We start from the raw sequence: 23,218 nt of genomic DNA, 5'->3' as shown, positions 1-23,218 counted from the left end.
CGGATACACCTTGTTGCAGCACTCTTTTCTGCGATCGCGGCCATGAGCGGCCCGGCCTCTGCCGAGGACGGGCCGTCTTTTGCGTTGCTGGACTTCGCGGATCTCAACGGCTGGAACGAGGACGATCACGAACAGGCGCTTGTTGCGTTTCGTAGTACGTGCACGGTGCTGGATGACCCTGACTGGCAAGCTCTCTGCGCCCTGTCGCAAGAGGCCACGGACGCCAAGGCTTTCTTCGAGTTGTTCTTTCGCCCCGTGATGATCACGGAAGACGGTCAGGATGCGCTGTTTACCGGCTATTTCGAGCCGGAATTGCGCGGCTCTCCGGTGCCGACGCCGACCTATCGCTTTCCGCTCTACAAGATGCCGCCGGAGGCGCGCGGTGGCCAATGGCTGACCCGGCGCGAGATCGAGACATCGGGCGTGATGCAGGGCAGGGGCCTTGAAATCGCATGGGTCGATGACGCGGTCGAGCTGTTTTTCCTGCAAATTCAGGGATCAGGCCGTGTCCGGTTCCCGGATGGGCGGGTGATCCGCGTCGGCTACGGCGGCAAGAACGGTCACGAGTACCGCTCGGTTGGGCAGGAAATGGTGCGACGCGGGATTTACAACGCGCATCAGGTTTCCGCACAGGTCATTGCGAACTGGGTGCGTCGCAACCCGGTCGAGGGCCGCGAATTGCTGTTTCACAACGACAGCTACGTCTTTTTCCGCGAAGTCAGCCAAGTCCCGGCGGACAAGGGGCCGTTGGGGGCGCTGAACCGCTCGATCACGCCGATGCGCTCGATCGCGGTCGACCCGGAATTCACGCCTCTGGGTGCGCCGGTCTGGGTGGAAAAGGGCGGGGCGTCACCTTTGAACCGTCTGATGGTCGCGCAGGATACCGGCTCGGCCATCAAGGGTGCGCAGCGCGCTGACCTGTTCATTGGCACCGGCGATGCCGCTGGCAAGGTCGCTGGCAGGATCAAGGACCCCGGCCGCATGATCGTGTTGATGCCGATCCAACGCGCCTATGCGCTGCTGCCGGTGGATGAGGCGACATGAGCCGCCGCCGCGTGCGGCCCGAGGAGCTGGAGCTCTGGCAGCAAGTCGCCAAAAGCGCCGACCCCCTGCATCGCAATCGCAAGCCTGATCCTGCGCCGGTCAAGCCGCCAGCGCGGGGCAAGACCGACCGCCCTGCGCCTGCTCCCTTGCAGTCGTTCGACATGGGCCAGGCGGCCCTTGTGCAGACCCAGACCCATTATTTTCCCAAGACCACCGGCGAGCGCCTGAAAGAGGCGCCGGTTCAGATGGACTCCAAGGCCTTTGGCCGGATGAAGCGCGGCAAGCTGGAACCCGAGGCGCGCATCGATCTGCATGGCATGACTCTGGACCGTGCCCACGGTGCCTTGGGGCGGTTCATCATTACATCGCAGACACGTGGCTTGCGGTTGGTGCTGGTCATCACCGGCAAAGGCAGCCGTGAGGATCCATATGATCCGATGCCGCGCAGGCGTGGCGTGCTGAAATCGCAGGTGCCGGTCTGGCTGCGCATGGCGCCTCTGGGGCAGGCGGTCTTGCAGATTTCCGAGGCGCATCAACGGCATGGCGGCAGCGGCGCGTATTACGTCTATCTCCGGCGGAACCGCTAAAGCTGTTGGCGCGCCCGTCCCACGCCGATGGCCATCAGCGTCGTCGTCAGGATGAAATACCCGGCCACACCGATATACTGCGTCTCGATCCCGATGCCGAAATCGATCAATGCACCGGTGATGCCCGGCCCGATCGCCGAACCCAGCACCATGACCGCCGCCGCCAGCGCCTTGATCGAACCAAGGTTGCGGGTCCCGTAGAACTCGGCCCAGAACGCATTCGGTACGGTCTGGTTTGCCCCGGCGGCCAAGGCCAGCAGAACCAGACCAATCGCAGCGGAAAACAGGCTCTGTGCCTGCGCAAAAACGATGAAACCCGCCACCATCGGCAATTGGATCCACGGGATGATCCGCCCGGTTCCAAGCTTGTCCAGCAGCCCGCCCGCCACCATCATCGCGCCAAAGGCGCAGGCGGTATACAGCGGGAACAGGGCGACCAGTTCCAGATGCGACCAGCCTTTGACCTCGGCAAAGTGGACCTGTTGAAAGAAGAAGGCGGTGTTGAAGGCCGCCGGGCCAAGCAGGGCAGGGACCATGAACCAAAAGAGTGGGTGGCGCAGCATCTCGCCCCGTGTCCAGTGCCGCCCGGACATGCCAAGGGCGTGATCGGTTTCGGCGTGGCTTTGCGGGGTGCGTTCCTGCATCAACAGCGCGATCAGGACCGGGATCGCCCCGATGCAGACCACCGCCGCCGCCACCCAAAGCCAGCGCCAATCGACGATCAGCATGAGCGACACGAAACTGACGGGCAGGATCGCTTCGCCCAGCGCAAAGCCCATGCCCGCGATGGACAGCGCCTTGCCCCGCGTGGCGACGAACCAGCGTGACATCGACACGACCGCCAGATGGCTGGTCATGCCTTGCCCGCCAAAGCGCAGCGCAAAGATCACCACCGGCAAAAGGGCTGCAACCGGGTTCAGCGCCATGAACAGGCAGGCCCCGGCCAGCAGGCTCAGGACGATACCGCCCAGCGCGCGCGTTCTGAAATGGTCGGTCAGGCTGCCGGCCCAGACCATTGCGAGAGCGGACACACCGGTGCCCAAGGTATAGATCCCGCCCCATGCCCCGTGGCTCAGGTCGAAGGCGGTCCGGATCTCGCCTGCAAAGATCGAGATGAAGAAGGTCTGCCCGAAACTCGACAGGAAGGTCAGGAGGATGCCGGCGGACAGCCAGCGGAAATTGCCAAGGAGAAAGCGAAGCCAAGTCATGGATTCGCTATGCGCCCGATAGGCCCGATCAGCAAGGGGGCAATGGGACATTGGTTCAACACGACGGCACCGGCATGCGCGGAAGGTCGCAGTCCAGCCCTGTTGTTGACACGCGCAAAGTTGCGCTAGGTTTCCGTCAGGACGCGCTCAAAGGAGTATCTGAAATGAAACTGAAGATCGCAACGATCGTCGCCGCTGCGACTCTGGCAACGGCCGGTTTTGCCGAAAGCCATGCCGGCTCGGGCGACGTGGCAGCCGGTGAAAAGAATTTCGGCAAGTGCAAGGCTTGCCACATGATCCAGAACGCCGATGGCGAAGCCATCGTGAAAGGCGGGAAAACCGGCCCGAACCTTTACGGTATTGTCGGTCGACAGGCCGGTACGGTCGAAGGCTTCCGCTATGGGGATGCACTCGTCGCTGCGGGCGAGGCCGGTCTGGTCTGGGACGAAGAGCATCTTGTCAGCTACATGCAGGACCCGACCGCTTTCCTGCGTGACTATCTCGACGACAACGGCGCACGGTCGAAGATGTCGTTCAAGCTGCGTAAGGGTGGCGAGGATATCTACGCCTACCTTGCCTCGCTTGCGCCCGCTCCCGAAGCCGAGGCCGAAGCAACGAACTGACCTCGTCGAGTTGGTGAAACAAGAAGGCGCGTCCGGTCCGGGCGCGCCTTTTGCGTCAGTTGACGGCGTTTCCGACCTGCGAACCCACGCCAAGCACCGAGCCGATCAGGCCAAAGATCGTCCGCGCATTGGTGACTGGGCTTTCGGTGGCCAGCACCGTGTCGCCGGGATTGATCGGGAACTTGCGCGCCGCGAACAAGCCATCGGCACTGGTCAGGTCAAAGCTGAAGACGACCTGCTGCATTTGCGGACCGGCCCCGCTGGGGCTGATCGCACCGGCGGCATATTCCCGCAGAACCAGCACACCTTCGGGATCGGCCCGCGTATCCGCAAGGCCCCCCATGAGCGAGACGGCTTCCAAGGCCGTGACCATATCCTTGGGGAAATAGATCAGGTCTTCGACGCCAGAAGCGCCCAGCGCGGTAAAGTTGCGGTCGTCTTCCTCGACGATGACGGTGTCGTTGGGATGCAGAAGCGCGTTCTTCGACCCGTTTTCGAACAGCAGGTCGGCGGAAATTTCGTAGGTATGGGAGCCCCGCAGCAGGCGCACCTGCGGATTGCGCAGATTGGACGGAATGCCGCCCGCGTCGGCGATCACGTTTAGCACCTTGTAGTTTCGCGAGGGCATCGGATAGGCACCCGGCCGACCGACGCCGCCGACCACGTCCACCGCATTGTTGCGCCCCTGTTGCAGCGACAGCTGCACCTGTGCCGAGGGGATGATCGCCTCCAGACGTTCCTGAACCCGGCTGCGGGCCCCCGAAGCGGTCAGACCCCGGATGCCCACCTTGTTCACGTAAGGCAGGAAGATCGACCCGCCGCCATCGACTTCGAGCCCCTCGATCTTGGTGAAACGCTGGCCGGGATTGGTGATCAGCGAGTTTTCCTGACTGTCCCAGATCGTCACGTCGACGCGGTCGCCGGTGCGGATGACCGAGGCATCGCTGCCGCTCGACGTCTTGGGCCAGTGATAATGCCCGTGCCAGCCCGCATCGGGCCATTGCAGGATCGCAGGCATATTGGCGCGCGTGACCTCGACCACTTGGAATGTCGGCGTGGCAGAGCCCTTTTCCTTGATGATTTCGGATTCCAGCGCGGCGCCCCGCGGCAGGCTACAGGCCGATACGGCCAGAAGGCCGACCATCAGGGCCAGAATTTTGACTGTCGACTTCAAGTGGTCCCCCGACATCCCGCCAGATGTTTTCGTGCTTTTGAGCATGTTTCCTTGGTGATAGACAGGTCGCGCCTCAATTGAAAGAGATATGAGCCTGCCCGTGCCTGCTTCGTTTCCGCGCAAACGTGTCCTGTTGCTGGGCGCCTCGGGCAAGCTTGGCCGCATGCTGCGCGCGGTCTGGTCCAACCGCACGGATCACCCGTTTGAAATCATTCCGGTTTTTCGCGGTCAGCTTGAGACGGATGGCGGGGTGTGCTGGGCTCCCGGGCAATCGTGCGACGCTTTGCCATCCGTTGACGTTGTTGCCGCTTTCTGGGGTGTCACGCGTGGGGATCGGGCCGATCTGGCCCGCAACACCAGCCTCGCGCAGGCGGCAGAGCGTCTGGCGCGGGAACTCGGCGTGGGCTGTGTCCTGCATTGTTCCAGCGCGGCGGTCTACGCGCCCGGGGCCGATCTGTCCGAGCGTGCGGAAACCCGCCCGCCGGGCGCCTATGGTCAGGCCAAGCTGGAAATGGAGGCGGCCTTGGCGGCGATGGGGCAGGGGCCGCGCCGGGTGATCTTGCGCATCGGCAGCGTCGCCGGGGCCGAAAGCCTGTTCGGCAACATGCGACCCGGCCAACCGATCACGCTTGATCGCTTTGCCGACGGGCAAGGGCCGTTTCGCAGCTACATCGCGCCGCAAGACCTCGCACGGGTGGTCGAGGCCACGGCCCTGTCCGGCGAGGGCGTGTTCAACGTCGCATCGCCCGACCCGGTGCGTATGCAGGACATCGCAGAGGTCGCCGGGTGCCCGGTGATCTGGAAACCGGCACCGGTCGGCGCGCTGCAACATGTCACGCTCGACACAAGCCGATTGCAGCGGCTATGCCCACTGCCCGCGACCGACCCTTTGGATCTGGTCGAAGGTGCGCGCGCCACCGGGATCTGGCCGTGACCCGTGCGCTCGATATTCTCTATGCGCTGGTGTTGGGCGCGGTGCTGTGGCCGCTGATCCTTGGCGTGGCGCTTTGGGTTCTGATCCGGGACGGTCGTCCGATCCTGTATCGATCGGAACGGATGAAGTCTCCGACCCGAGGGTTCCTGCTGTGGAAATTCCGTACAATGGCCGTGGTCGACACGGATAGCGGCGTTTCGGGGGGCGACAAGGCCGCGCGCATCACGCCCACGGGCGCTGTCCTGCGGCGGACCCGTCTGGATGAACTGCCGCAATTGTGGAACATCCTACGCGGCGACATCTCGTTCGTGGGGCCGCGCCCGCCCCTGCGCCGGTATGTCGAGATGTTTCCGGAAACCTACGCAAAGGTCTTGCAAGACCGGCCCGGCATCACCGGCCTCGCAACGCTTGCCTTTCACCGCACCGAGGAACGCCTGCTGGCGGGATCGACCTCGCCCGAGGCCACCGAAGCGATCTATTGCCGCCGTTGCATCCCGCGCAAGGCCCGGCTGGACATGATCTATGCCCGCCGCCGCAATCCCTGCACGGATTTTCGATTGATGGTCGCCACGGTGTTTCGCGGCGTCTCGATGCACGATCGTTAAAGGCGGATCGCCTGCGTCTGCATGTAGCCAAGCGTATCGCCCAGCCATTGGCGCGACGACAGGATCTGCCCGCCATTCACTGCATAGGTGTTGGTGAATTCGCCATGCGCGCCGATGCACGTCGCCGTCACCATCCGCGCGCTGGTGTTGAGCGCGCCGGCCACCACCGGGATCGAGCTGCCGATATCCAGCGAGCAGGCATATTCATAGGTGACGTTCACGTCTTCGGGTGTCAGGAAACGCTGCACGTAGCGCGCGGTGCCGGGCGCTGCCCGCTTGACGAGGGCAAGCAGGTCATCCTCCTCCGAGGACATCAGGTCACCGCCCAAGCCTCGGGTCGAGGTGATCATGCCGTCCCGCATGACGATGACCCGCCGCGACGCCGAGCCAAAGCTCTGATACGGGCCGTTACGCTCGATATCCTGCAACAGGAACTGGCCCTTGGTCTGTTCACTGACATACAGCGTGATGGCCGCAGACGTGCTGGCCAGCGCCTGCCCCAGTTGCTCGGGCGTGACCACGGGTGGTGGCGCCTTGCGGCTGAAAATCGCTTTGGGAAGGGATTTCAACAAGTTGGCTTCGTCCTGCTGGGCGTTTCCACAGGCCGTCAGGGCCAATATCAACGTCAGGAAAACACCGCCCCGCACGGTTGTGAAAGTCGTCATCGCCACACCCTCTTGCTCGTTGGCCCGCATGCCCCGGCCTTTCCCACTTTGCTAGAGTGTTTGCTCGCCTCTGTCCATTCATGCGGTGGGGCCAGTCTTGATTTGTGGGAAATCGGCACAACCCGCTGTCACGGAGCGGGCTTATTACCCTACATTTTGAATTGTTAAGCGAGTGGTAAGTCGCGACAGCCTAATCCTTTTCCTGGGTGAGAATGAGGTGGATCCGATGAGTGGGGATAGCGGCGTCGCGCCGATCATCATCAAGCGAAAGAAGGTCGTCGCAGGCGATGGCCACCATGGTGGCGCATGGAAAGTGGCCTATGCGGACTTCGTGACCGCCATGATGGCGTTCTTTCTCTTGATGTGGCTCTTGAACGCGACCACCGAAAAGCAGCGCAAGGGGATCGCGGACTACTTCACGCCGACGATCGCCATGACCCGGGTGTCCGGCGGTGGCGACGGTCCATTGGGCGGGGAATCCGTCTTTGCGGAAAACACGCTGCCACGCATGGGCACCGGCTCGACCAGCCTGAACCCGCAGAACACCAACCTCAATACCGAGGTGGCCCAATACAAGCAGCCGACCGACGAGGAAGACAATGCCGAGATGGAGAGCTTCGAGAAGGTCGAGGATGCCTTGATGGGGCGCGGCGGCGAAAGCATGGTCGCCGACGAGGCTTTGGAACATATCGTTACCCGTGTCACCGACGAGGGGTTGGTGGTCGAGCTGTTCGAAACCCGCGAGGCGAGACTGTTCGACGATGACAACATGCCGACTCCGCTGTTGCGCGAACTGGCGCGTGTGCTGATTTCGGCCTCGGTGGTGGTGACGAATCCCATCGCGGTCGAGGCGCATACAGCGGCCTATCCGCTGGTGCTGGCCCGCGACCCAAGCTGGGACGTGTCCAACGAACGGGCCACCGCCTTTCGGCACCTTTTGACGGATGGCGGGATGAATGCAAAGCGCGTTCAAAGGGTTACCGCGCATGCGGACCGGGAGCCGGCGCATGACAACGTCATGGATGTGCGCAACAACCGGCTTGAGATCGTTTTTCTGAGAAACCTATGATCAATTCAATCAGATTTTAGATGTTAGGCCAGCGTTAAGCAGGCGCGCGTATCTGTGGTGTCGGAATGATAAACCGATGCAGCAGAAAGGCGCGTCCATGACGATTTCTTCTTCCCTCAATGCAGGTGTATCCGGACTGGCGGCGAACGCGACCCGTCTGGCCACGATTTCCGACAACATCGCGAACGCGTCGACCTTTGGCTACAAGCGGGCCGAGACGGAATTCAATGCGCTCGTCGTCGGCAACAATGGCGGTGGCTACACGGCGGGCGGCGTCTCTGCCAGCACCATGCGGCTGATAGACGGAAAGGGATCGATCGTCACCACCGACAATGCGACGGACCTGGCCGTGCGCGGCAACGGCATGCTGCCGGTGGCCTCCGCGTCGCAATTCGCCGCCTCCGGTGACGCGGAAATGCTGCTCACCACCACCGGTTCCTTTCGTCTCAACGAGGAGGGGTACATGACCAACCAGGCGGGATATTACCTTCTTGGGTGGCCGGCGAACAATGATGGCACCATCCCCTCCTATCCCCGCGACACGGCCGACGGGTTGGAACCGGTGCGCTTCAGCCTGACCCTGACCGGCGATCCGACCACCGCGGTCGATATGAGCCTCAACCTGCCCGCCGTCGAAACCCAGGCCGGCAAAAGCGGCGATCCCTTCACCCTTTCGGTCGAGTATTTCGATAATATCGGCGTGTCGCAAAGCATCAACATGACCTTCACGCCGACGGTTCCGGCGACCGGCACCTCGAACGAATGGACGATGGTGATGACCGATGGCGCGCAGGCTGGCGCGGTGATCGGCGAATACACCATCGTTTTCGACGATTCGCGGACCGCTGGCGGCCAGATCCAGTCGGTGACGGCCATCACGGGTGGCGCTTATGACCCCGTGACCGGCCTTCTGGACGTGAACGTGGCCGGTGGCCCGATCAGTTTCGACATCGGTGCCGTGGGCGAAAACAGCGGGCTTTCGCAACTGTCCGACTCCTTCGCGCCCATCGCGATCACCAAGAACGGTTCCGAGATCGGCAATATCGTGGGCGTTCAGGTCGACGAGAACGGCTTCGTCATCGCTCAGTACGATACGGGCCAGTCGCAGACCCTGTTCCAGGTTCCGCTGGCCGATCTGCCGAACCCGAACGGCATGCAGGCGCTCGACAACCAGACCTTCCGCCCGACCCGCGACAGCGGCGCGTTCTTCCTCTGGGATGCGGGGGATGGCCCGACCGGCGATATCAAGTCCTTCGCGCGCGAGGAATCGACCGTCGACGTGGCCAAGGAACTGACCTCGATGATCCAGACCCAGCGGGCCTATTCGTCGAACGCCAAGGTGATCCAGACCGTCGACGAGATGCTTCAGGAAACCACCAACATCAAGCGCTGACGGCGTGTCCAAAGCTCTCCGAGGAGATCGGTAAATGTCTCTATCAAGTGCACTTTCCTTCGCGTTTTCCGGCTTGCGGGCGAATTCGCGGGCGGCGGGTCTGGTCTCGACCAACATCGCCAACGCAACGACCGAAAGCTATGGCAAGCGCGAACTCGTTCTGGGTGCCGGCTTCAACGGGGGGGTTCGGATCGGCGGCGTTGCGCGGCTCGTCGATCCGGCGCTGGTCACCGACCGGCGCCAGTCGGATGCGCAACTCGCCTATGCGCAGGACATGTTCACCTTTGTCAGATCGATGGAGGACACCATGGGCCTGTCGGGCGAGTCCGGCTCCTTTGTCGGGCGGGTCGAGGCGTTCGAGAACAGCCTGTTGACCGCGGCGTCCAACCCGGCGTCGACACAGCGTCTGGAAATGGTCGCGACCACGGCCAACGATCTGGCCAATACGCTGAACACGCTCTCGGACAAGGTGCAGACCCTGCGCAGCGAGGCAGATCGCAAGATCGGCGCGCAGGTCGAGCTGCTCAACCAGACACTGACTCGTCTGGACGAGATCAACAGGGATGTGGTGCGCGGCAACATTGCCGGTTCCGACATGACGTCGATGCTCGACGAACGGGATCAACTGCTCGACAAGGTTGCCGACATCATCCCCCTGCGTGTCGTCGAGGGCGACTATGGCGATGTCACGGTCTACAGCAAGGGCGGCGCGATCCTGCTGGACAGCAAGCCCGCACAGTTCGAATTCACCCCCGCCATCACGGTGCGCGCGGGTGACACCTTGGCCGGAGGGCAGCTGTCCGGGCTGACGATCAATGGGCTGTCGGTCAATCCCAGCATGTATGCGGGCGGCAGTCTGGAGGCGCAGTTCGACATTCGCGACGGTGAAGGTGTGGCTCGGCAGGCCGAGCTGGATGCCATCGCCCGCGACCTGATCGAACGGCTCGGGCCCGGTGGCCCGGACGCGACTTTGGGTGCGACTGATCCAGGCCTGTTCACCGACTCAGGCATTGCCTTCGATCCCCTCGCCGAAGAGGGGCTGGCCGGTCGAATCCAGTTGAACAGCCTCGTGGCCCCGGGCAGCGGCGGCTCTTGGCGTCTGCGCGACGGGCTTGGCGCCGCGACTCAAGGCGAGGTGGGCGACGCCCGTCTGATTCAGGGGATCTCTCAGGCCCTGTCCGCGGCAGTTGTCCCGAGTTCGGGAACGCTTGCCCCCATTGCGCGCAGTTTCGTCAACCATGCGTCCGAATTCGCCTCGACCTTGTCGGGCACCCGCGTGCGGGCCGAAAATGCCCAGACCTACCAGACCTCGCGGAACACCGCCCTGAAAGAGGCCGAACTGGCCAAGGGCGTCGACACGGATCTGGAACTGCAACGCCTCATGCAGATCGAGCAGCTTTACACGGCGAATGCCAAGGTGATGTCCACCGTGGATGACCTGCTTGAACGCCTGATGAATATTTAAGGAGAAAACGGGATGGATTCTGTCGGAGATATGGCGCGCGCCTTGGTTCTGCGGACCAACCAGGTCAGGCTGCGCGAGGAAATGGATCAACTGGCGGTCGAGGTCTCCACGGGCTTTGTCCGCGATCCGGCCCAGCACCTCAAGGGCGACACGACCGGGTTGATGGCCATCGACCGCGCCCTGTCCAAGCTGGACACCTACCGGGTCAACACGACCGAGGCAGGTTTCCTGACCGGGGCGATGCAGACTGCGCTGGACGAAATGCAATCGCGCAGCGAGACGCTGTCGCAGTCGCTGATCGCGGCAGAGCTGACGCCGAACTCGTCTTTGCTGAACACGATGTCGGATGATGCGCAGAACGCGCTGGGTCAGATCATCAACGGGCTGAACCGGTCCGTGGCGGGGCGTTTTCTGTTTTCCGGTGTGGCGACGGATCGCGGGGCGTTGCAGGAAGTCGACGATTTTCTGAACGCGGCGCGGACTGCGCTGACCGGGGCGACAACGTTGGCGGATGTCGAAACCGCGCTCGACACCTTCTTCGGGCCCGGCGGCACCTACGAGACCACGATCTATCAAGGCGCGAATACCGGCCTCGCACCGATGCAACTGAGCGAAACCGAAAGCGCCAATGTCGATATCCGTGCCAGCGATGACACCTTTCGCGACATGCTCAAACCGATCGTCATGGCCGCGCTGGCCACCGACAACGGCATCGGTCTGGATCAATCCGTTCAGGTCGAGGTTCTGGCGAAATCCGGACGTGATCTTCTGGGAGCGCAGCAATCCGTTGTCGAACTGCGCGCGGGGCTTGGCGCGCTCGAGGCGCGGATCGAGGAAACCGTCACCCGCAACTCGGCGGAGAAGACGGCAACCAGCATGGCGCGGCTGGATCTGGTCGGGGCCGATGCCTACGACACGGCCTCGCGCTACGAAAACATCCGTGGGCAGCTGGAAAGCCTGTACGCGATCACCGCGCGCTCGCAGCGCCTGTCCCTTGCGGAGTACCTCTGATGTTGAGACCCCTGATCGCCCTGATCGCCCTTCTCATGCTGACCCTGCCCGCCACGGCCCAATCCGTCCGGATCAAGGACTTGGTCGAGGTCGACGGCGTCCGCGCCAACGACCTTGTCGGCTATGGTCTTGTGGTGGGTCTGAACGGCACCGGCGATGGCCTGCGCAATTCGCCCTTCACCGAAGAGATCATGTCGAACATTCTCGAACGGTTGGGTGTCAACGTCACCGGCGAACAGTTCCGGCCGCGCAACGTGGCCGCCGTGCTTGTGACTGGCCGACTGCCCCCGTTCGCACGGATCGGCAGCCAGATCGACATCACCGTGTCGGCGATCGGTGACGCGAAAAGCCTACTGGGCGGGACGCTGATCATGACGCCATTGAACGCAGCCGATGGCCAGATCTACGCCGTGGCCCAAGGGACGGTCATCGCCGGCGGTGTCGAGGCCGAGGGCGATGCGGCGCGCGTCGTGCAGGGGGTCCCGACCGCTGGTGTGGTCCCGTCGGGTGCGCGGGTCGAGCGCGAGGTCGAGTTCGACTTTTCGCAGCTGTCCTCGCTGCGTCTCGCCCTGCGCGAGCCGGATTTCACCACTGCCGCCCGGATCGAGGACGTGATCAACCGCGCCATCGGCCGTCAGGCCGCGACGATGATGGATGCGGGCACGATCACGGTCAATCTGCATGCGACAGGGGCACCGTCGCCCGCGCGGGCGATTGTCGCCATCGAAAACCTTTCGGTTGAACCGCAACGCAAGGCGCGGGTGGTCGTCGACCAGCGGTCCGGAACCATCGTCATGGGCGCCGATGTGCGCATTTCCCGTGTCGCGGTGTCTCAGGGTGGCCTGACGCTGCGCATCGAAGAGGCGCCGTTGGCGATACAGCCCAACCCGTTCTCGGAAGGGGAAACGGTGATTGTCCCGCGGACCGGGGCCGCCATCGAGGAAGAGCCGGGGATCGCGCTGGCCGAAGTGCCCACCGGCACCTCCTTGTCCGAAGTGATCGCCGGTTTGAACGCTCTGGGCGTCAGCCCGCGGGACATGATCGACATCCTCAAGAGCATCAAGGCCGCCGGGGCGCTTCATGCAGATTTCGTCGTGATGTGAGGTCCGGCGTGAGGGTTTCTTAACGGCTCACTGCCACTCTTACCTCGGACAAGTATCGGAGACCGGGAATGCTGGGAATCATCGGGATCGTTGTGCTCTTTGCCATGGTTTTTGGCGGGTATCTTGCTGCTGGCGGCAAGATGGCGATCATCCTCAAATCGTTGCCTTTCGAATTCATGATGATCGGGGGCGCGGCGGCGGGCGCTTTCCTGATCAGCAATGATGGCGGGACGGTGAAACACACGCTCAAGGACATCGGCAAGGTGTTCAAGGGCGCGAAATGGAAGCACGAGGATTATCGCGATCTGCTTTGCCTGCTTTTCGAGTTGATCCGCCTTGCCCGCCAGAACCCGGTCGCCATCGAAGAGCACGTGGAATCCCCTCAGGAGTCCAGTATTTTCAGCAAATATCCCAAGATATTGGGTGACAGGAAGGCGGTGGAGCTGATCTGTGACACGATGCGGTCCGTGTCGATGAATTACGACGATCCGCACCAAGTCGAAGAGGTGCTGGACAAGCGCCTTGAGGGCATGGAACACCACGCGCTGCATTCCAGCCACGCACTTCAATCCACGGCGGACGCCCTGCCGGCGCTGGGGATCGTGGCCGCCGTGCTGGGCGTGATCAAGACGATGGCCTCGATCGACCAGCCTCCTGAAGTTCTTGGTAAACTAATTGGTGGCGCGCTTGTGGGGACATTCCTTGGCGTGTTCCTGTCCTACGGCCTCGTGGCCCCCTTCGCCTCGAAGGTGAAGGCGGTTTGCGAAGAGGATTTCCATTTCTATCACCTGATCCGCGAGGTGCTGGTGGCGAACCTTCACAACCACGCTACGAACATCTGTATCGAAGTCGGTCGTCAGAACACACCGGACCACCACCGCCCAAGCTTTGAAGAGCTGGAAGAGGCCCTGAAATCGGTCAAGCAGGAGGCTGCATGACCCGGGCATTCCTGACCTTACTGACCCTCATCCTTTTCCCGTGGCAGGCAACGGCCCAAGTCATCGACGTCCGCGCCGGGGACCACGACGGCTTCACGCGCCTGGTTTTTGCGCTACCCGCGGGGGCGAACTGGTCACTGGACCGCAGCCCTACGGAAGACGCATACGTATTGCAGGTCGAGGGCGAAGCGTCGGATTTCCGGATCGATCAGGTGTTTGCACGGATCGACCGGAGCCGTGTCGCCGAGTTGACGCCGATTTCGGGTGAATCCTCGTTGAAAATTGACCTCGCTTGCGACTGCAAGGCGGACGCCACCGTTCTGGCGGAGCGCATGCTGATCGTCGATGTCAGTCCCGCCTTGGCCGATGCTGGTCGTGAGGAAGAACTTGGACGTCCCATCGCCGCCGATGCGGTCAACCCAGCCGACATCCCGCAAACCGTGCAGGATGCCGCTCTCAATCAGGCCGTTGCGCCAGATCATGCGCAGGGCGACGGTCACGCAGCAGCCGAGCCCGTGCCCGAAGCCGGGTTGCCGGACGCGGCCGACCTTGCCGAGATCAGGATGAGCGGAACGCCCGGCATTGGCCCCGGCAAATCGCCGCAAGCGCTGATGCCTGGTGTGCCGCTCACCAGGCCCGCCTTGCCAGATCCATCGCCGGTCGATGCCACAGCCCTGCCCGGCGACGTGAGCCAACCGAAGTCCATCGGTGCCCAGATCATCGCGGATCTGGCCGCTGCAGCGACCCAAGGCCTGCTGGACCCGGCCATCCAGCAACCTCCCCTCGTGGCGCCGACCCCGGCCAAGCCTGCAGCCGAGGAACCTCAAGAAAGCCGCGGTCTTGCGGAGCAGTTGGCTGAAGGCTTGGCCGGGCTCGACCATGATCTCAAGAACGATCGGCATCTCGTGATCGGCGGGGTGAACTGTCTGCCTGACAAATCCTTGCGGATTATGGATTGGGCGCCCCAATCCGCGGACCCGTTCGAATATCTGTCATCCACACGCAGCGCGGTCTTCGGTGAATTCGACAGGGTCGATCCATCTGCTCTGCAAACCCATATGATGGCGCAGATCCACTACGGCTTTGGTGCCGAGGCGCGAGTATCGGCCTTGCTCGACGAGGCGGCGCAGACGCCGACGCTGGTCGCCTTGTCATATCTCGTCGATCTGGAGGATGATCCGACCAATATCTTCGCCCGGCAAACTGGCTGCGAGGGTGCCGCATCGCTTTGGTCCTTGCTCGACATGGCCACCTTACCAAAGGGCGATTCGATCAACACGAACGCGGTTTTGCGCAGCTTCGAGGCGCTTCCAAAAGTGCTGAGGGAGCATTTGGGGCCGACGCTTGCCGAACAACTGTCGAAATTCGGTGAAACAGATACAGCCCGCGACCTTCTGCGCCGCTTGGAACGAAGCTCGGGGGAGGAAACCGACAAGATCGCCCTAGGCCGTGCCAAGCTTGACGTGCACGAAGGCAAAGCAGGAGATGCGGCCCGGACCTTGCAGGAACTGGCCTTTACCGCCGGGCCCAATTCAATCGAGGCCATTGTGACGGCTGCTGATCTGGCGGAACGGACCGGCGAGAAAGTTCCGAAAGTCATGGTGGAACTGGCGGCCGCCTATGCGACTGAAATGCGCAATACCGATGCAGGTCCGACGCTTTGGCAGACCCATCTCCGGATGCTTTTGCTAAACGGTGAATTCGATCAAGCCTTTGTCGTGCTGGAAGATTCGCGCAGTATTCCGAAGGATACGGCGCATGACATGGGCGACCATATGCTCGAGGCCTTGCTTGCCTCCGAGGACGAGGTCTCGTTCCTGAAATACGCGTTTCGCCTCGATGCGACCGGCCATCGCACGACACAGCCTGAACTCGACCTCGCTGTCGCGCGCAGGATGCTTGATCTGGGACTGTCAGAAGCGGTGCTGGAGCGGCTCGACCGGATCGATATCGACGAATCCACCAAAGAGGTTCGGCTCTTGCGCGCGCGCGCTTACCTTCAGTTGTTCCAACCGGAAGAGGCCGAAAGCTATCTGGTCGGATTGTCCGGCCCAGAACCCGACGCTTTGAGGGCAGAGATTCGTGCGCTCATGGGGGATTTCGAAAGCGCGAGAACCGCTTTCGACAAGACGGGTCAGACGGATGCCGCGCTTCAGGCCGCTTGGCTTGCCGGAGATTGGGAGGGCGTCGCGGCGGCTGACGGTTCGGTTCTGGCACCTGCCGCCGCGCTGATCGATGCCGAACAGACGACGGTAGACCCGCAGGCGCTGTCGCTGCGCGACGCGGAGCAACTGACCGCGGAAAGCAGCAGCGCGCGCGATACGCTTCGGGCCCTGCTGGAAGCGACCCGAATTCCGCAGGAAGACTGAGACGCGGTTACAGAATGTAAACCGATCTGGCTTAGCTAGTAAGGGTTGCAGAAGTGACGCGAGGCCAAGAAATGGCAATCAACGACATACCCCTTTCGGCTTTCCCCGATTTTGCAGTCGCGCCTAACCCGAAACGGTGGTCGGCATGACTTTGAGCGGCTCAAGTCTTTTCAAACCAACCATCCTTCTTGCCCTCGCGCTGATGGCTGTGATCGTCATGATGATCCTGCCGATGCCGTCTTGGGTGCTGGACGTCGGGCTGGCGGCCTCCTTCGGGCTGGCCATCCTGATTTTCACCGTCACGCTCTTCATCGAGCGGCCATTGGATTTCTCCGCCTTCCCGACGATCTTGCTGACATCGCTCATGCTGAGGCTGTCGCTCAACGTGAGTTCGACGAAGCTGATCATCGGTCAAGGCCATACCGGCACGCACGCGGCTGGCGAAGTGATTCAAGGGTTTGCCAACTTCGTGATGGGCGGCAGCGTTTTTCTGGGGCTGGTCGTGTTCGGCGTCCTGATGATCGTGAATTTCGCTGTCATCACAAAGGGTTCCGCACGTATGGCTGAAGTGTCCGCGCGCTTTGCCCTGGACGGAATGCCGGGCAAGCAGCTGGCCATCGATGCAGACATGTCGGCGGGCGCCATCGACCATGCCGAAGCAAAGCGTCGACGTGAAACCGAGCAACAAGAGACGACCTTCTTCGGCTCCCTCGACGGCGCCTCGAAATTCGTCAAGGGCGATGCGGTCGCCGGGTTGCTGATCACGCTGCTGAACCTCGTGATGGGCATGATCATGGGCGTGGTGGTGCATGGCATGCCCCTTGGCAGCGCCATGGAAACCTACGCGATCCTGACGGTTGGCGACGGCTTGGTATCCCAGATCCCGGCGGTCATCATTTCGATCGCGGCGGGCCTGCTTCTGGCGCGCGGCGGGACCATCGGATCGACGGACATGGCGGTCGCCCAGCAACTGGGTAAGCACCCGTCAGCGCTTATGGCGGTCTCGGTTCTCATGGTGCTGTTCGCGCTGGTGCCGGGTTTGCCATTTGTACCGTTCATCCTCGGCGGGGGAGTCCTCGGGGCTGCGGCGTGGTGGCTGCACACCCGCCCCGAACCGGCCGACGAGGAGGATGTCGATCAGGCCGAACCCGAGGCTCCGCGCGGGATTCACATGGGCGATGTCCTTGATCTGGATGATGTTCATGTCGAATTCGCGCCCGACCTTGTGAACATGGTGCTGGATCCGGGCACCGGTCTGGATGTGCGGATCGCCAACATGCGGACGCATATTGCCTCGCAATACGGCCTGATCCTGCCTGAAATCCGTCTGACTGACGCGCCCGCGCTGCCCACCGGAACATACGTGGTCAAAATCCACGGAGTCGAGATGGCGCGCGGCGAGCTGAACCCGGATTTCGTGCTGGCGCTGGTGCCTGAAACCGCCGCGGCGCTGCCCTCGGGTCGGGATGTAACCGAACCGGTCTACGGTGCGCCCGCGCGCTGGATCCGCCCGGAGGATCAGGAAAAGGCGGCGCTGACCGGCATTACCATCGTCACTCCGACGGAGGTGCTGGCCACCCACCTGCTCGAGGTGATTCGCCGCAACTTTGGCCGCCTGCTGACGCTGAAATCCCTGCGGCGTCTGATGGACGAGATGGTCACTTTGACCAACCACGCCCGCGCCGAAGCAAACCGAAAGCTGCTCGACGATCTGATCCCGGACAAGGTGCAGATGGATACCTTGCATCAAGTGCTGCGCCTGCTGCTGGACGAACAGGTTTCGATCCGGAACCTGCCGTTGATTCTCGAGGCAATTTCCGAGATGCGGGGCCAGCAGACCCAGCCCGAAGTCATCTGCGAACACGTCCGCCAGCGGCTGGGTTTCCAGCTTGTGGCCTCGATGCGGCGCGATGACGGGACGATCCCGTTGATCCAACTGGCCCCGGAATGGGAGGAAACCTTCCTGCGTCACCAGATCGAAGGCAGCCAAGGCGGGCTTGATGTCGCCCTTCCACCCGACCGGTTCGAGGCGCTGACCTCGGGGCTGGCCCATCAGATCGGCGAGGCGGGAAATCGCGGGGTTTCACCTGCCGTCGTGACCTCGGCCCGGCGCAGGCGGTACGTGCGGACCGTGATGGCCGCGAAGGGGATGAGCAACCCGGTCATGTCCTTCGAGGAAATCGGGCTGGAGGCGCGACCCGCGCTGATCGGTGTCGTGGCAGCATGACGGCGCTTTTGCCCTTGATCGAGATGATGACAGGCTCAGCTTGGCTGGGCCTGATCGTCCTGATCCGGGTGGGCGCGGTCATGGCGACGTTGCCGGGCCTCGGCGAGCAGGTGATTTCTGTCCGTGTCAGGCTGGTCCTGTCCCTCATGCTGACGGTCATCATCACGCCTGCGGTGGCGCCGGGCATCGACTTGCCGGAACCGGGGTTGAACGCCTTGGTCATGGTGATCGCCACCGAAAGCCTCAATGGCCTGTTTCTGGGTCTGGTCTTGCGGCTGTTCATCCTTGCCATCCAGACGGCGGGCGCGATCGCGGCGCAATCCACCTCGCTCGCGCAACTGATGGGGGGAACCGGCCTCGACCCGTTGCCCGCCATCGGGCACATTCTGACCACCGCCGCATTGGCCCTGCTGTTTGCCACCGGGTTTCACATCAAGGCGGCGGCATTCCTTGTCCTGTCCTATGACTTGCTCCCGCCCTTCAGCTTTCCAACCCCTGCCGATGTGGCCGATGCCGGGCGCCATCGCGTGGCCGAAAGCTTTGCGCTGGCCTTCAGCCTCGCCGCGCCTTTCGTCATCATGTCGGTGATCTACAATCTGACCCTCGGCGTCATCAACAAGGCAATGCCGCAGTTGATGGTGGCGTTCGTCGGAGCCCCGGTGATCACCTTCGGTGCGGTCGCCTTGCTGTTGGTCGCCGCGCCGCTGATGTTGACGGTCTGGCTGAGCGCCTTTGACGCCTTTCTCGCCGTGCCGTTCAGGTAGGACCGATGGCAGAAGACGACGAAAGCGGCGAAAAAAGCCACGAGCCATCCCAGAAAAAGCTCGACGATGCCCGGAAGAAGGGGGAAATCGCCCGCGCGGGCGATCTGAACACCGCGATGGCCTATTTGGGCATGCTGGTTTGCGGGACCGCCATCGGGGCCTACAGCCTGCCACTTTTTGCCGAAAGACTGCTGCCCCTGATCGAGCAGCCGGACAGGCTGACAGGTCTGTTCTTTGGCGATGGCGCGCAATCCATCGCTGGCTCCGTCATGGTGGCGGCGCTGGGCCCGGCCCTGCCATTCCTTCTGGTGCCCGGCGTCTTTGTCCTTTTGACATTGTTTGCGACCCGGGGGGTCGTCTTTTCTGGTGAAAAGCTGGTGCCAAAGCTGAACCGGATTTCACCCATCTCAAATGCCAAGAACAAGTTCGGCCGAAAAGGCCTGTTCGAGTTCTTCAAGAGCTTTCTCAAACTCAGCATCTACTCGATCCTGCTTGCGGTGTTCCTGCGCGGCCAGTTGTCCACCATCACCGGGATGGTGCAGGCCAGCCCGGCCGAGATCGTGATGTCGATGACCCGGCTGATGTTGCGCTTCCTCTTCATCGTCGTGCTGATCGCCATGTCGATTGGCGCGCTGGATTGGTTCTTTCAACGGGCCGAACACATGCGCAAAAACCGCATGTCGCAGAAGGAATTGCGGGACGAGATGAAGGAGTCCGAGGGCGACCCGCATCTCAAGGCCCATCGCCGGGCCCGCGCGCAGGAATTGGCGTTGAACCAGATGATGCAGGACGTGCCGGAGGCAGACGTCATCATCGTCAACCCGACCCATTACGCCGTCGCCTTGAAATGGACCCGCGCCCCGGGATCCGCCCCGGTTTGCGTGGCCAAGGGGCTGGACGAGGTGGCGCTGAAGATCCGGGAGATCGCTGGCGAAAACAGCATTCCCATCCACTCCGATCCGCCAACTGCGCGGGCGGTCTATGCGACGACGAATATCGGTGACGAGATTTCGCCCGACCATTACCGGCCCGTTGCGGCCGCGATCCGTTTTGCCGATGCGATGCGCGTTAAGGCGCGTCAGAAAGGTTGGAAATGACCCGATATGAACCGATCCTTCAGGTGACCGAGATCCTCAAGGAGAAGGCGTTGGAAACCCATCGTCGGAACCTTGAGGAAAGCCAGCGTCTTGCGGACGAGCTGGAGCAGATCGATGCGCTGTTTCGGGCAGTGCAGGCCGATCAGGACAGCATCGGCGCGCGGCAGATCCTTGGCTCGGACGCCTTGTACCAAGGTTGGCTGTTGCGCAAGCGGTCGGAAATCCTGCGCAAGGCGGCCAAGGCGCGCGCCAACCTGCATGACAGCATGGAAAAAGCCCGAACGGCTTGGTCCCGCGCAGAGGCGGCCGCCGAGCTCGACCAGAAGGAACGCAGCGACCGGCGCGACAAGCTGCTGGCACGCCAAGCGGATACGCTGGACGAATTGACCCGCTTGCGCGACTTCCCCTTCGAATGAACGCGCAAAAGGCCCCGCTTGGCGGGGCCTTTGGTCGATGCGTTGGAGCGTATCAGGTATCCTGACGGGCGATCTCGGTGATCAGAACGTCGCTAACATCGCTGCCCAGCACGCTTTTGGCCGCTTCGAGGAGGTTGCTGCGCAAGATCTGAAGCCGGTCGCCATTCGTGAAGGACCCGGCGAAGCCGCCGATATTCGCGTAGTCGAACATGACCTGAAGGAAGACATCGCGCAGCTTGGGTTCGCGTGCATAGACCGTTTCGGTCGAGCCGGTCGAGACCTCGACGCTGAGCGAGGCAACGACCAGCGCATAGACCTGGTCCTGCTTCATGACCGGCACCACGAACTGGTTGTTGAGCTTGACATATTCACGACCGACCGGAGGCCCGTCGCTTGCGGCATGATCGCTGGCCGGGGCGGCTTCGTGCTCCGGATCGTCAGCTGGCGGCACGCATTCGACGGCAGCATCGGCGTGCTCTTCGGGCGCTGTGGGCATCAGGAAGAGGCCCGCGCCGACACCGGCGCCCGTGCCGATCAGGGCGAGCAGGATGGGAAGCAGTTTCTTGATCATGGCCGGACCTCAGAAGGGCAGGATCACGTCCAGCACTTGCTGGCCGATCCGGGGTTGCTGCACATCGGTGATCTGGCCGCGCCCGCCATAGGAAATCCGGGCCGAGGCGATCTTGTCATAGGTGATCTCGTTCTGGCGCGAAATATCCTCGGGGCGGACATAGCCGGACACCAGCAATTCGCGCAGTTCGAAATTGACCCGCACCTCTTGGCTGCCTTCGATGGCGAGAATGCCGTTGGGCAGAACGTCGGTCACCGTCGCCGCGACCCGCAAGGTCAGGCTTTCGCTGCGCCGGACCGAACCATCCCCGGCAGACGAGCTGGACCCGTCAAGCTGCACCGCATCGGCCATGGTCGCGCCGGGGGGCAGGTTCGGATCGATCCGCTGCGGCAGGCCGAGCAGTTGCGGCACGGCCATCGACTCGGATCCGCTGCGCGAGCGCTGGGTCGAATTCTTGATCTCGGCGCTGTCATCGATCTCGATCACGACGGTCATGATGTCGCCCCGCTTCATCGCGCGCCTGTCCCCCAGAAGCGAGGTCTGGCCAGCCGCCCAAAGCGACGCGCCATCGGTCACACGGCCCGGCGCGCGCTCTTCGGGGATGCCGGAGGCGATCATCGCCACGCGCTCGACGCTTTCGGTGGGGGGCGAAAAGCTGGGCGCCTTGCCCACGTGGTCGAGGCGTGCACAGGCCGCGGCAGACAGGATCATCCCGGTCAGGAGAAACTTTTTCAGCATCTTGGTCCTCAATTCGACACGAGGATCGTTCCGTCCTCGGAGATCGTCCCGAACAGCGAGGTCCGGGAATTGACATTCATCACGCGGATGCGGTCACCGACGGCGCCCCGATCCAACGCGCGCCCGTCGGTGACGATCCGAAGACCGCCGGTCTGGTAGACCAGCACGACGAACTGGTTGCGCTCGACCACGGCCGGTTCGGCCAGTGCTCCGCGCATGACGGCGCGACCGGGATAAAGCGCATATTGCGCTTCCAGCCCGATCACGTTCTCAAGCTTCACGTGGGCCCCCGGGACATCCACGTTTTCCAGCTTCACATCGGAGGCTCCGATGATTTCCTGCGGGCGGATCGTGCGCGTCGCCACGACCGTTTCCGCCAAAGCAGGCCCGGCGAGCATCACGGCGATGGCAAACGCGATCCGCATCAGCGCACCTGGCTCGTCGCGGCAAGCATTTGGTCGGCGGCGGAAATCACCTTGGAGTTCAGTTCGTAACCGCGCTGGGCCTCGATCAGTTCGGAAATCTCGCGCACCGCATCGACCGAGCTGGCTTCGAGATAGCCCTGACGGACCGTGCCCAGCCCATCGACACCGGGTGTCGATTGCAGCGCCGGTCCCGAAGCGTCGGTTTCGACGAACAGGTTCGACCCGATCGCCTCCAGCCCCTTGGGGTTGGTGAAGCCGGACAGGGTGAATTGCCCCAGCAACTGCGCATCCGGTTGCCCCGCGAAATAGGCATAGACCTCGCCCTCGGCATTGATCGACAGGCGCTGGGCATCAGCGGGAATGGTGATTTCGGGGGCGACGGGGTAGCCTTCGGAGGTGACGATCAGCCCGTCGCCCGTCCGCTTGAGCCCGCCATCGCGTGTATAGGCGGCCTGCCCGTTGGGCATGGTCACTTCGAGATAGCCCGCCCCTTCGATGGCAAGATCGAGGTCGCCACCGGTCTGGGAAAGCGTGCCTTGCGAAAGTTGCACCGACACGGCGGCGGGGCGCACGCCCAGACCCAGCTGCACGCCGGTCGGCAAAACCGTGCCGTCCGAAGCGTTCACCGTGCCCGGCCGCGCATATTGCTGGTAGTGCAGGTCCGAAAACTCGGCACGGCGGGCGTTGTAGCCCGTGGTGCTCATGTTCGCGAGGTTGTTCGAGATCACCTCGACCCGCATTTGCTGCGCAGCCATCCCGGTGGCCGCGATACTCAGTGCACGCATTCTGCTT

The 23,218-nt window shown here is 62.8% G+C and carries 23 protein-coding genes; 16 read left to right on the top strand and 7 right to left on the bottom strand.

Going from position 1 to position 23,218, the window contains the following annotated elements; all coding sequences use genetic code 11:
- Nucleotides 1–42 precede the first annotated feature (42 nt).
- Together mltA and D8Z78_RS06760 are read left to right on the top strand one after the other, a co-directional pair.
- Entirely contained in the window at nt 43–1,044 is a 1,002-nt protein-coding gene (gene mltA / locus D8Z78_RS06765; RefSeq protein WP_240672027.1) for a murein transglycosylase A, read from the top strand.
- Nucleotides 1,041–1,631, top strand: coding sequence for a Smr/MutS family protein (locus D8Z78_RS06760; protein ID WP_121629381.1), 591 nt, complete (start codon nt 1,041–1,043; stop codon nt 1,629–1,631). The genes mltA and D8Z78_RS06760 overlap by 4 nt, the downstream gene beginning before the upstream one ends.
- Here D8Z78_RS06760 and D8Z78_RS06755 read toward each other — a convergent pair.
- Entirely contained in the window at nt 1,628–2,839 is a 1,212-nt protein-coding gene (locus D8Z78_RS06755; RefSeq protein ID WP_121629380.1) for an MFS transporter, read from the bottom strand. The two genes, D8Z78_RS06760 and D8Z78_RS06755, sit on opposite strands and share 4 nt — an antisense overlap.
- Nucleotides 2,840–3,003: 164 nt before the next feature.
- Between D8Z78_RS06755 and D8Z78_RS06750 the strand changes: the two genes are divergently transcribed.
- Nucleotides 3,004–3,462 carry a c-type cytochrome gene (locus tag D8Z78_RS06750; RefSeq protein ID WP_121629379.1) on the top strand — a complete coding sequence of 153 codons (459 nt, stop codon included), beginning with the start codon at nt 3,004–3,006 and terminating at the stop codon, nt 3,460–3,462.
- A 55-nt stretch (nt 3,463–3,517) separates the two neighbouring features.
- On the opposite strand, the gene D8Z78_RS06745 is transcribed toward D8Z78_RS06750, so the two are convergent.
- Nucleotides 3,518–4,636 carry a polysaccharide biosynthesis/export family protein gene (locus D8Z78_RS06745; RefSeq protein ID WP_240672025.1) on the bottom strand — a complete coding sequence of 373 codons (1,119 nt, stop codon included), beginning with the start codon at nt 4,634–4,636 and terminating at the stop codon, nt 3,518–3,520.
- An 88-nt stretch (nt 4,637–4,724) separates the two neighbouring features.
- Between D8Z78_RS06745 and D8Z78_RS06740 the strand changes: the two genes are divergently transcribed.
- Both D8Z78_RS06740 and D8Z78_RS06735 read left to right on the top strand, forming a co-directional pair.
- Nucleotides 4,725–5,570: an NAD-dependent epimerase/dehydratase family protein gene (locus tag D8Z78_RS06740; RefSeq protein WP_121629378.1), complete on the top strand. Its 846-nt coding sequence runs from the start codon at nt 4,725–4,727 to the stop codon at nt 5,568–5,570.
- The gene (locus tag D8Z78_RS06735; RefSeq protein ID WP_420824305.1) at nt 5,567–6,175 is read left to right on the top strand and encodes a sugar transferase; all 609 of its coding nucleotides are present in this window, start codon (nt 5,567–5,569) and stop codon (nt 6,173–6,175) included. The genes D8Z78_RS06740 and D8Z78_RS06735 overlap by 4 nt, the downstream gene beginning before the upstream one ends.
- On the opposite strand, the gene D8Z78_RS06730 is transcribed toward D8Z78_RS06735, so the two are convergent.
- Complete coding sequence (locus D8Z78_RS06730) at nt 6,172–6,840, bottom strand: YjbF family lipoprotein (RefSeq protein ID WP_164932905.1); 669 nt, start codon at nt 6,838–6,840, stop codon at nt 6,172–6,174. The genes D8Z78_RS06735 and D8Z78_RS06730 overlap by 4 nt on opposite strands.
- A gap of 226 nt (nt 6,841–7,066) precedes the next feature.
- Here D8Z78_RS06730 and D8Z78_RS06725 point away from each other — a divergent pair, with 226 nt between their 5' ends.
- The 11 genes from D8Z78_RS06725 (at nt 7,067) to D8Z78_RS06675 (ending at nt 20,692) form a co-directional block, all read left to right on the top strand.
- Entirely contained in the window at nt 7,067–7,909 is an 843-nt protein-coding gene (locus tag D8Z78_RS06725) for a flagellar motor protein MotB (protein WP_121629375.1), read from the top strand.
- Nucleotides 7,910–8,006: 97 nt separating this feature from the next.
- Nucleotides 8,007–9,302 (top strand): flagellar hook protein FlgE, encoded by a 1,296-nt coding sequence (locus tag D8Z78_RS06720; protein WP_206169647.1) that lies wholly within the window; start codon nt 8,007–8,009, stop codon nt 9,300–9,302.
- A gap of 34 nt (nt 9,303–9,336) precedes the next feature.
- On the top strand, nt 9,337–10,767 hold the full coding sequence (gene flgK / locus D8Z78_RS06715) for a flagellar hook-associated protein FlgK (RefSeq protein WP_121629373.1): 1,431 nt from the start codon (nt 9,337–9,339) through the stop codon (nt 10,765–10,767).
- 12 nt (nt 10,768–10,779) lie between these two features.
- The gene (locus D8Z78_RS06710; protein ID WP_121629372.1) at nt 10,780–11,778 is read left to right on the top strand and encodes a flagellin; all 999 of its coding nucleotides are present in this window, start codon (nt 10,780–10,782) and stop codon (nt 11,776–11,778) included.
- Entirely contained in the window at nt 11,778–12,881 is a 1,104-nt protein-coding gene (locus tag D8Z78_RS06705; protein WP_121629371.1) for a flagellar basal body P-ring protein FlgI, read from the top strand. Before D8Z78_RS06710 ends, D8Z78_RS06705 begins: the two co-directional genes overlap by 1 nt.
- Before the next feature lie 68 nt (nt 12,882–12,949).
- Nucleotides 12,950–13,819 (top strand): flagellar motor stator protein MotA, encoded by an 870-nt coding sequence (gene motA / locus D8Z78_RS06700; RefSeq protein WP_121629370.1) that lies wholly within the window; start codon nt 12,950–12,952, stop codon nt 13,817–13,819.
- On the top strand, nt 13,816–16,188 hold the full coding sequence (locus D8Z78_RS06695; protein WP_121629369.1) for a hypothetical protein: 2,373 nt from the start codon (nt 13,816–13,818) through the stop codon (nt 16,186–16,188). Before motA ends, D8Z78_RS06695 begins: the two co-directional genes overlap by 4 nt.
- Before the next feature lie 145 nt (nt 16,189–16,333).
- Nucleotides 16,334–18,415, top strand: a complete 2,082-nt coding sequence (flhA, locus tag D8Z78_RS06690) for a flagellar biosynthesis protein FlhA (protein ID WP_121629368.1) — start codon at nt 16,334–16,336, stop codon at nt 18,413–18,415.
- Nucleotides 18,412–19,179, top strand: coding sequence for a flagellar biosynthetic protein FliR (locus D8Z78_RS06685; protein ID WP_121629367.1), 768 nt, complete (start codon nt 18,412–18,414; stop codon nt 19,177–19,179). Before flhA ends, D8Z78_RS06685 begins: the two co-directional genes overlap by 4 nt.
- 5 nt (nt 19,180–19,184) lie before the next feature.
- Nucleotides 19,185–20,276 (top strand): EscU/YscU/HrcU family type III secretion system export apparatus switch protein, encoded by a 1,092-nt coding sequence (locus D8Z78_RS06680; protein ID WP_121629366.1) that lies wholly within the window; start codon nt 19,185–19,187, stop codon nt 20,274–20,276.
- Nucleotides 20,273–20,692 (top strand): hypothetical protein, encoded by a 420-nt coding sequence (locus D8Z78_RS06675; RefSeq protein ID WP_121629365.1) that lies wholly within the window; start codon nt 20,273–20,275, stop codon nt 20,690–20,692. The genes D8Z78_RS06680 and D8Z78_RS06675 overlap by 4 nt, the downstream gene beginning before the upstream one ends.
- Nucleotides 20,693–20,744: 52 nt before the next feature.
- Here D8Z78_RS06675 and D8Z78_RS06670 read toward each other — a convergent pair whose 3' ends face one another.
- The 4 genes from D8Z78_RS06670 to flgG are packed head-to-tail and all read right to left on the bottom strand — an operon-like array spanning nt 20,745 to nt 23,211.
- Nucleotides 20,745–21,263 (bottom strand): flagellar basal body-associated FliL family protein, encoded by a 519-nt coding sequence (locus tag D8Z78_RS06670; RefSeq protein WP_121629364.1) that lies wholly within the window; start codon nt 21,261–21,263, stop codon nt 20,745–20,747.
- A 9-nt stretch (nt 21,264–21,272) separates the two neighbouring features.
- Complete coding sequence (gene flgH, locus D8Z78_RS06665) at nt 21,273–22,001, bottom strand: flagellar basal body L-ring protein FlgH (protein WP_121629363.1); 729 nt, start codon at nt 21,999–22,001, stop codon at nt 21,273–21,275.
- A gap of 8 nt (nt 22,002–22,009) precedes the next feature.
- Nucleotides 22,010–22,426, bottom strand: a complete 417-nt coding sequence (gene flgA / locus D8Z78_RS06660) for a flagellar basal body P-ring formation chaperone FlgA (RefSeq protein WP_121629362.1) — start codon at nt 22,424–22,426, stop codon at nt 22,010–22,012.
- Nucleotides 22,426–23,211, bottom strand: coding sequence for a flagellar basal-body rod protein FlgG (gene flgG, locus D8Z78_RS06655; RefSeq protein WP_121629361.1), 786 nt, complete (start codon nt 23,209–23,211; stop codon nt 22,426–22,428). The genes flgA and flgG overlap by 1 nt, the downstream gene beginning before the upstream one ends.
- Nucleotides 23,212–23,218 lie beyond the last annotated feature (7 nt).

It is taken from the genome of Tropicibacter alexandrii, from assembly GCF_003667315.2.
Classification (GTDB): Bacteria; Pseudomonadota; Alphaproteobacteria; order Rhodobacterales; family Rhodobacteraceae; genus Tropicibacter; species Tropicibacter alexandrii.
This window is presented reverse-complemented; position numbering and strand designations above follow the sequence as displayed.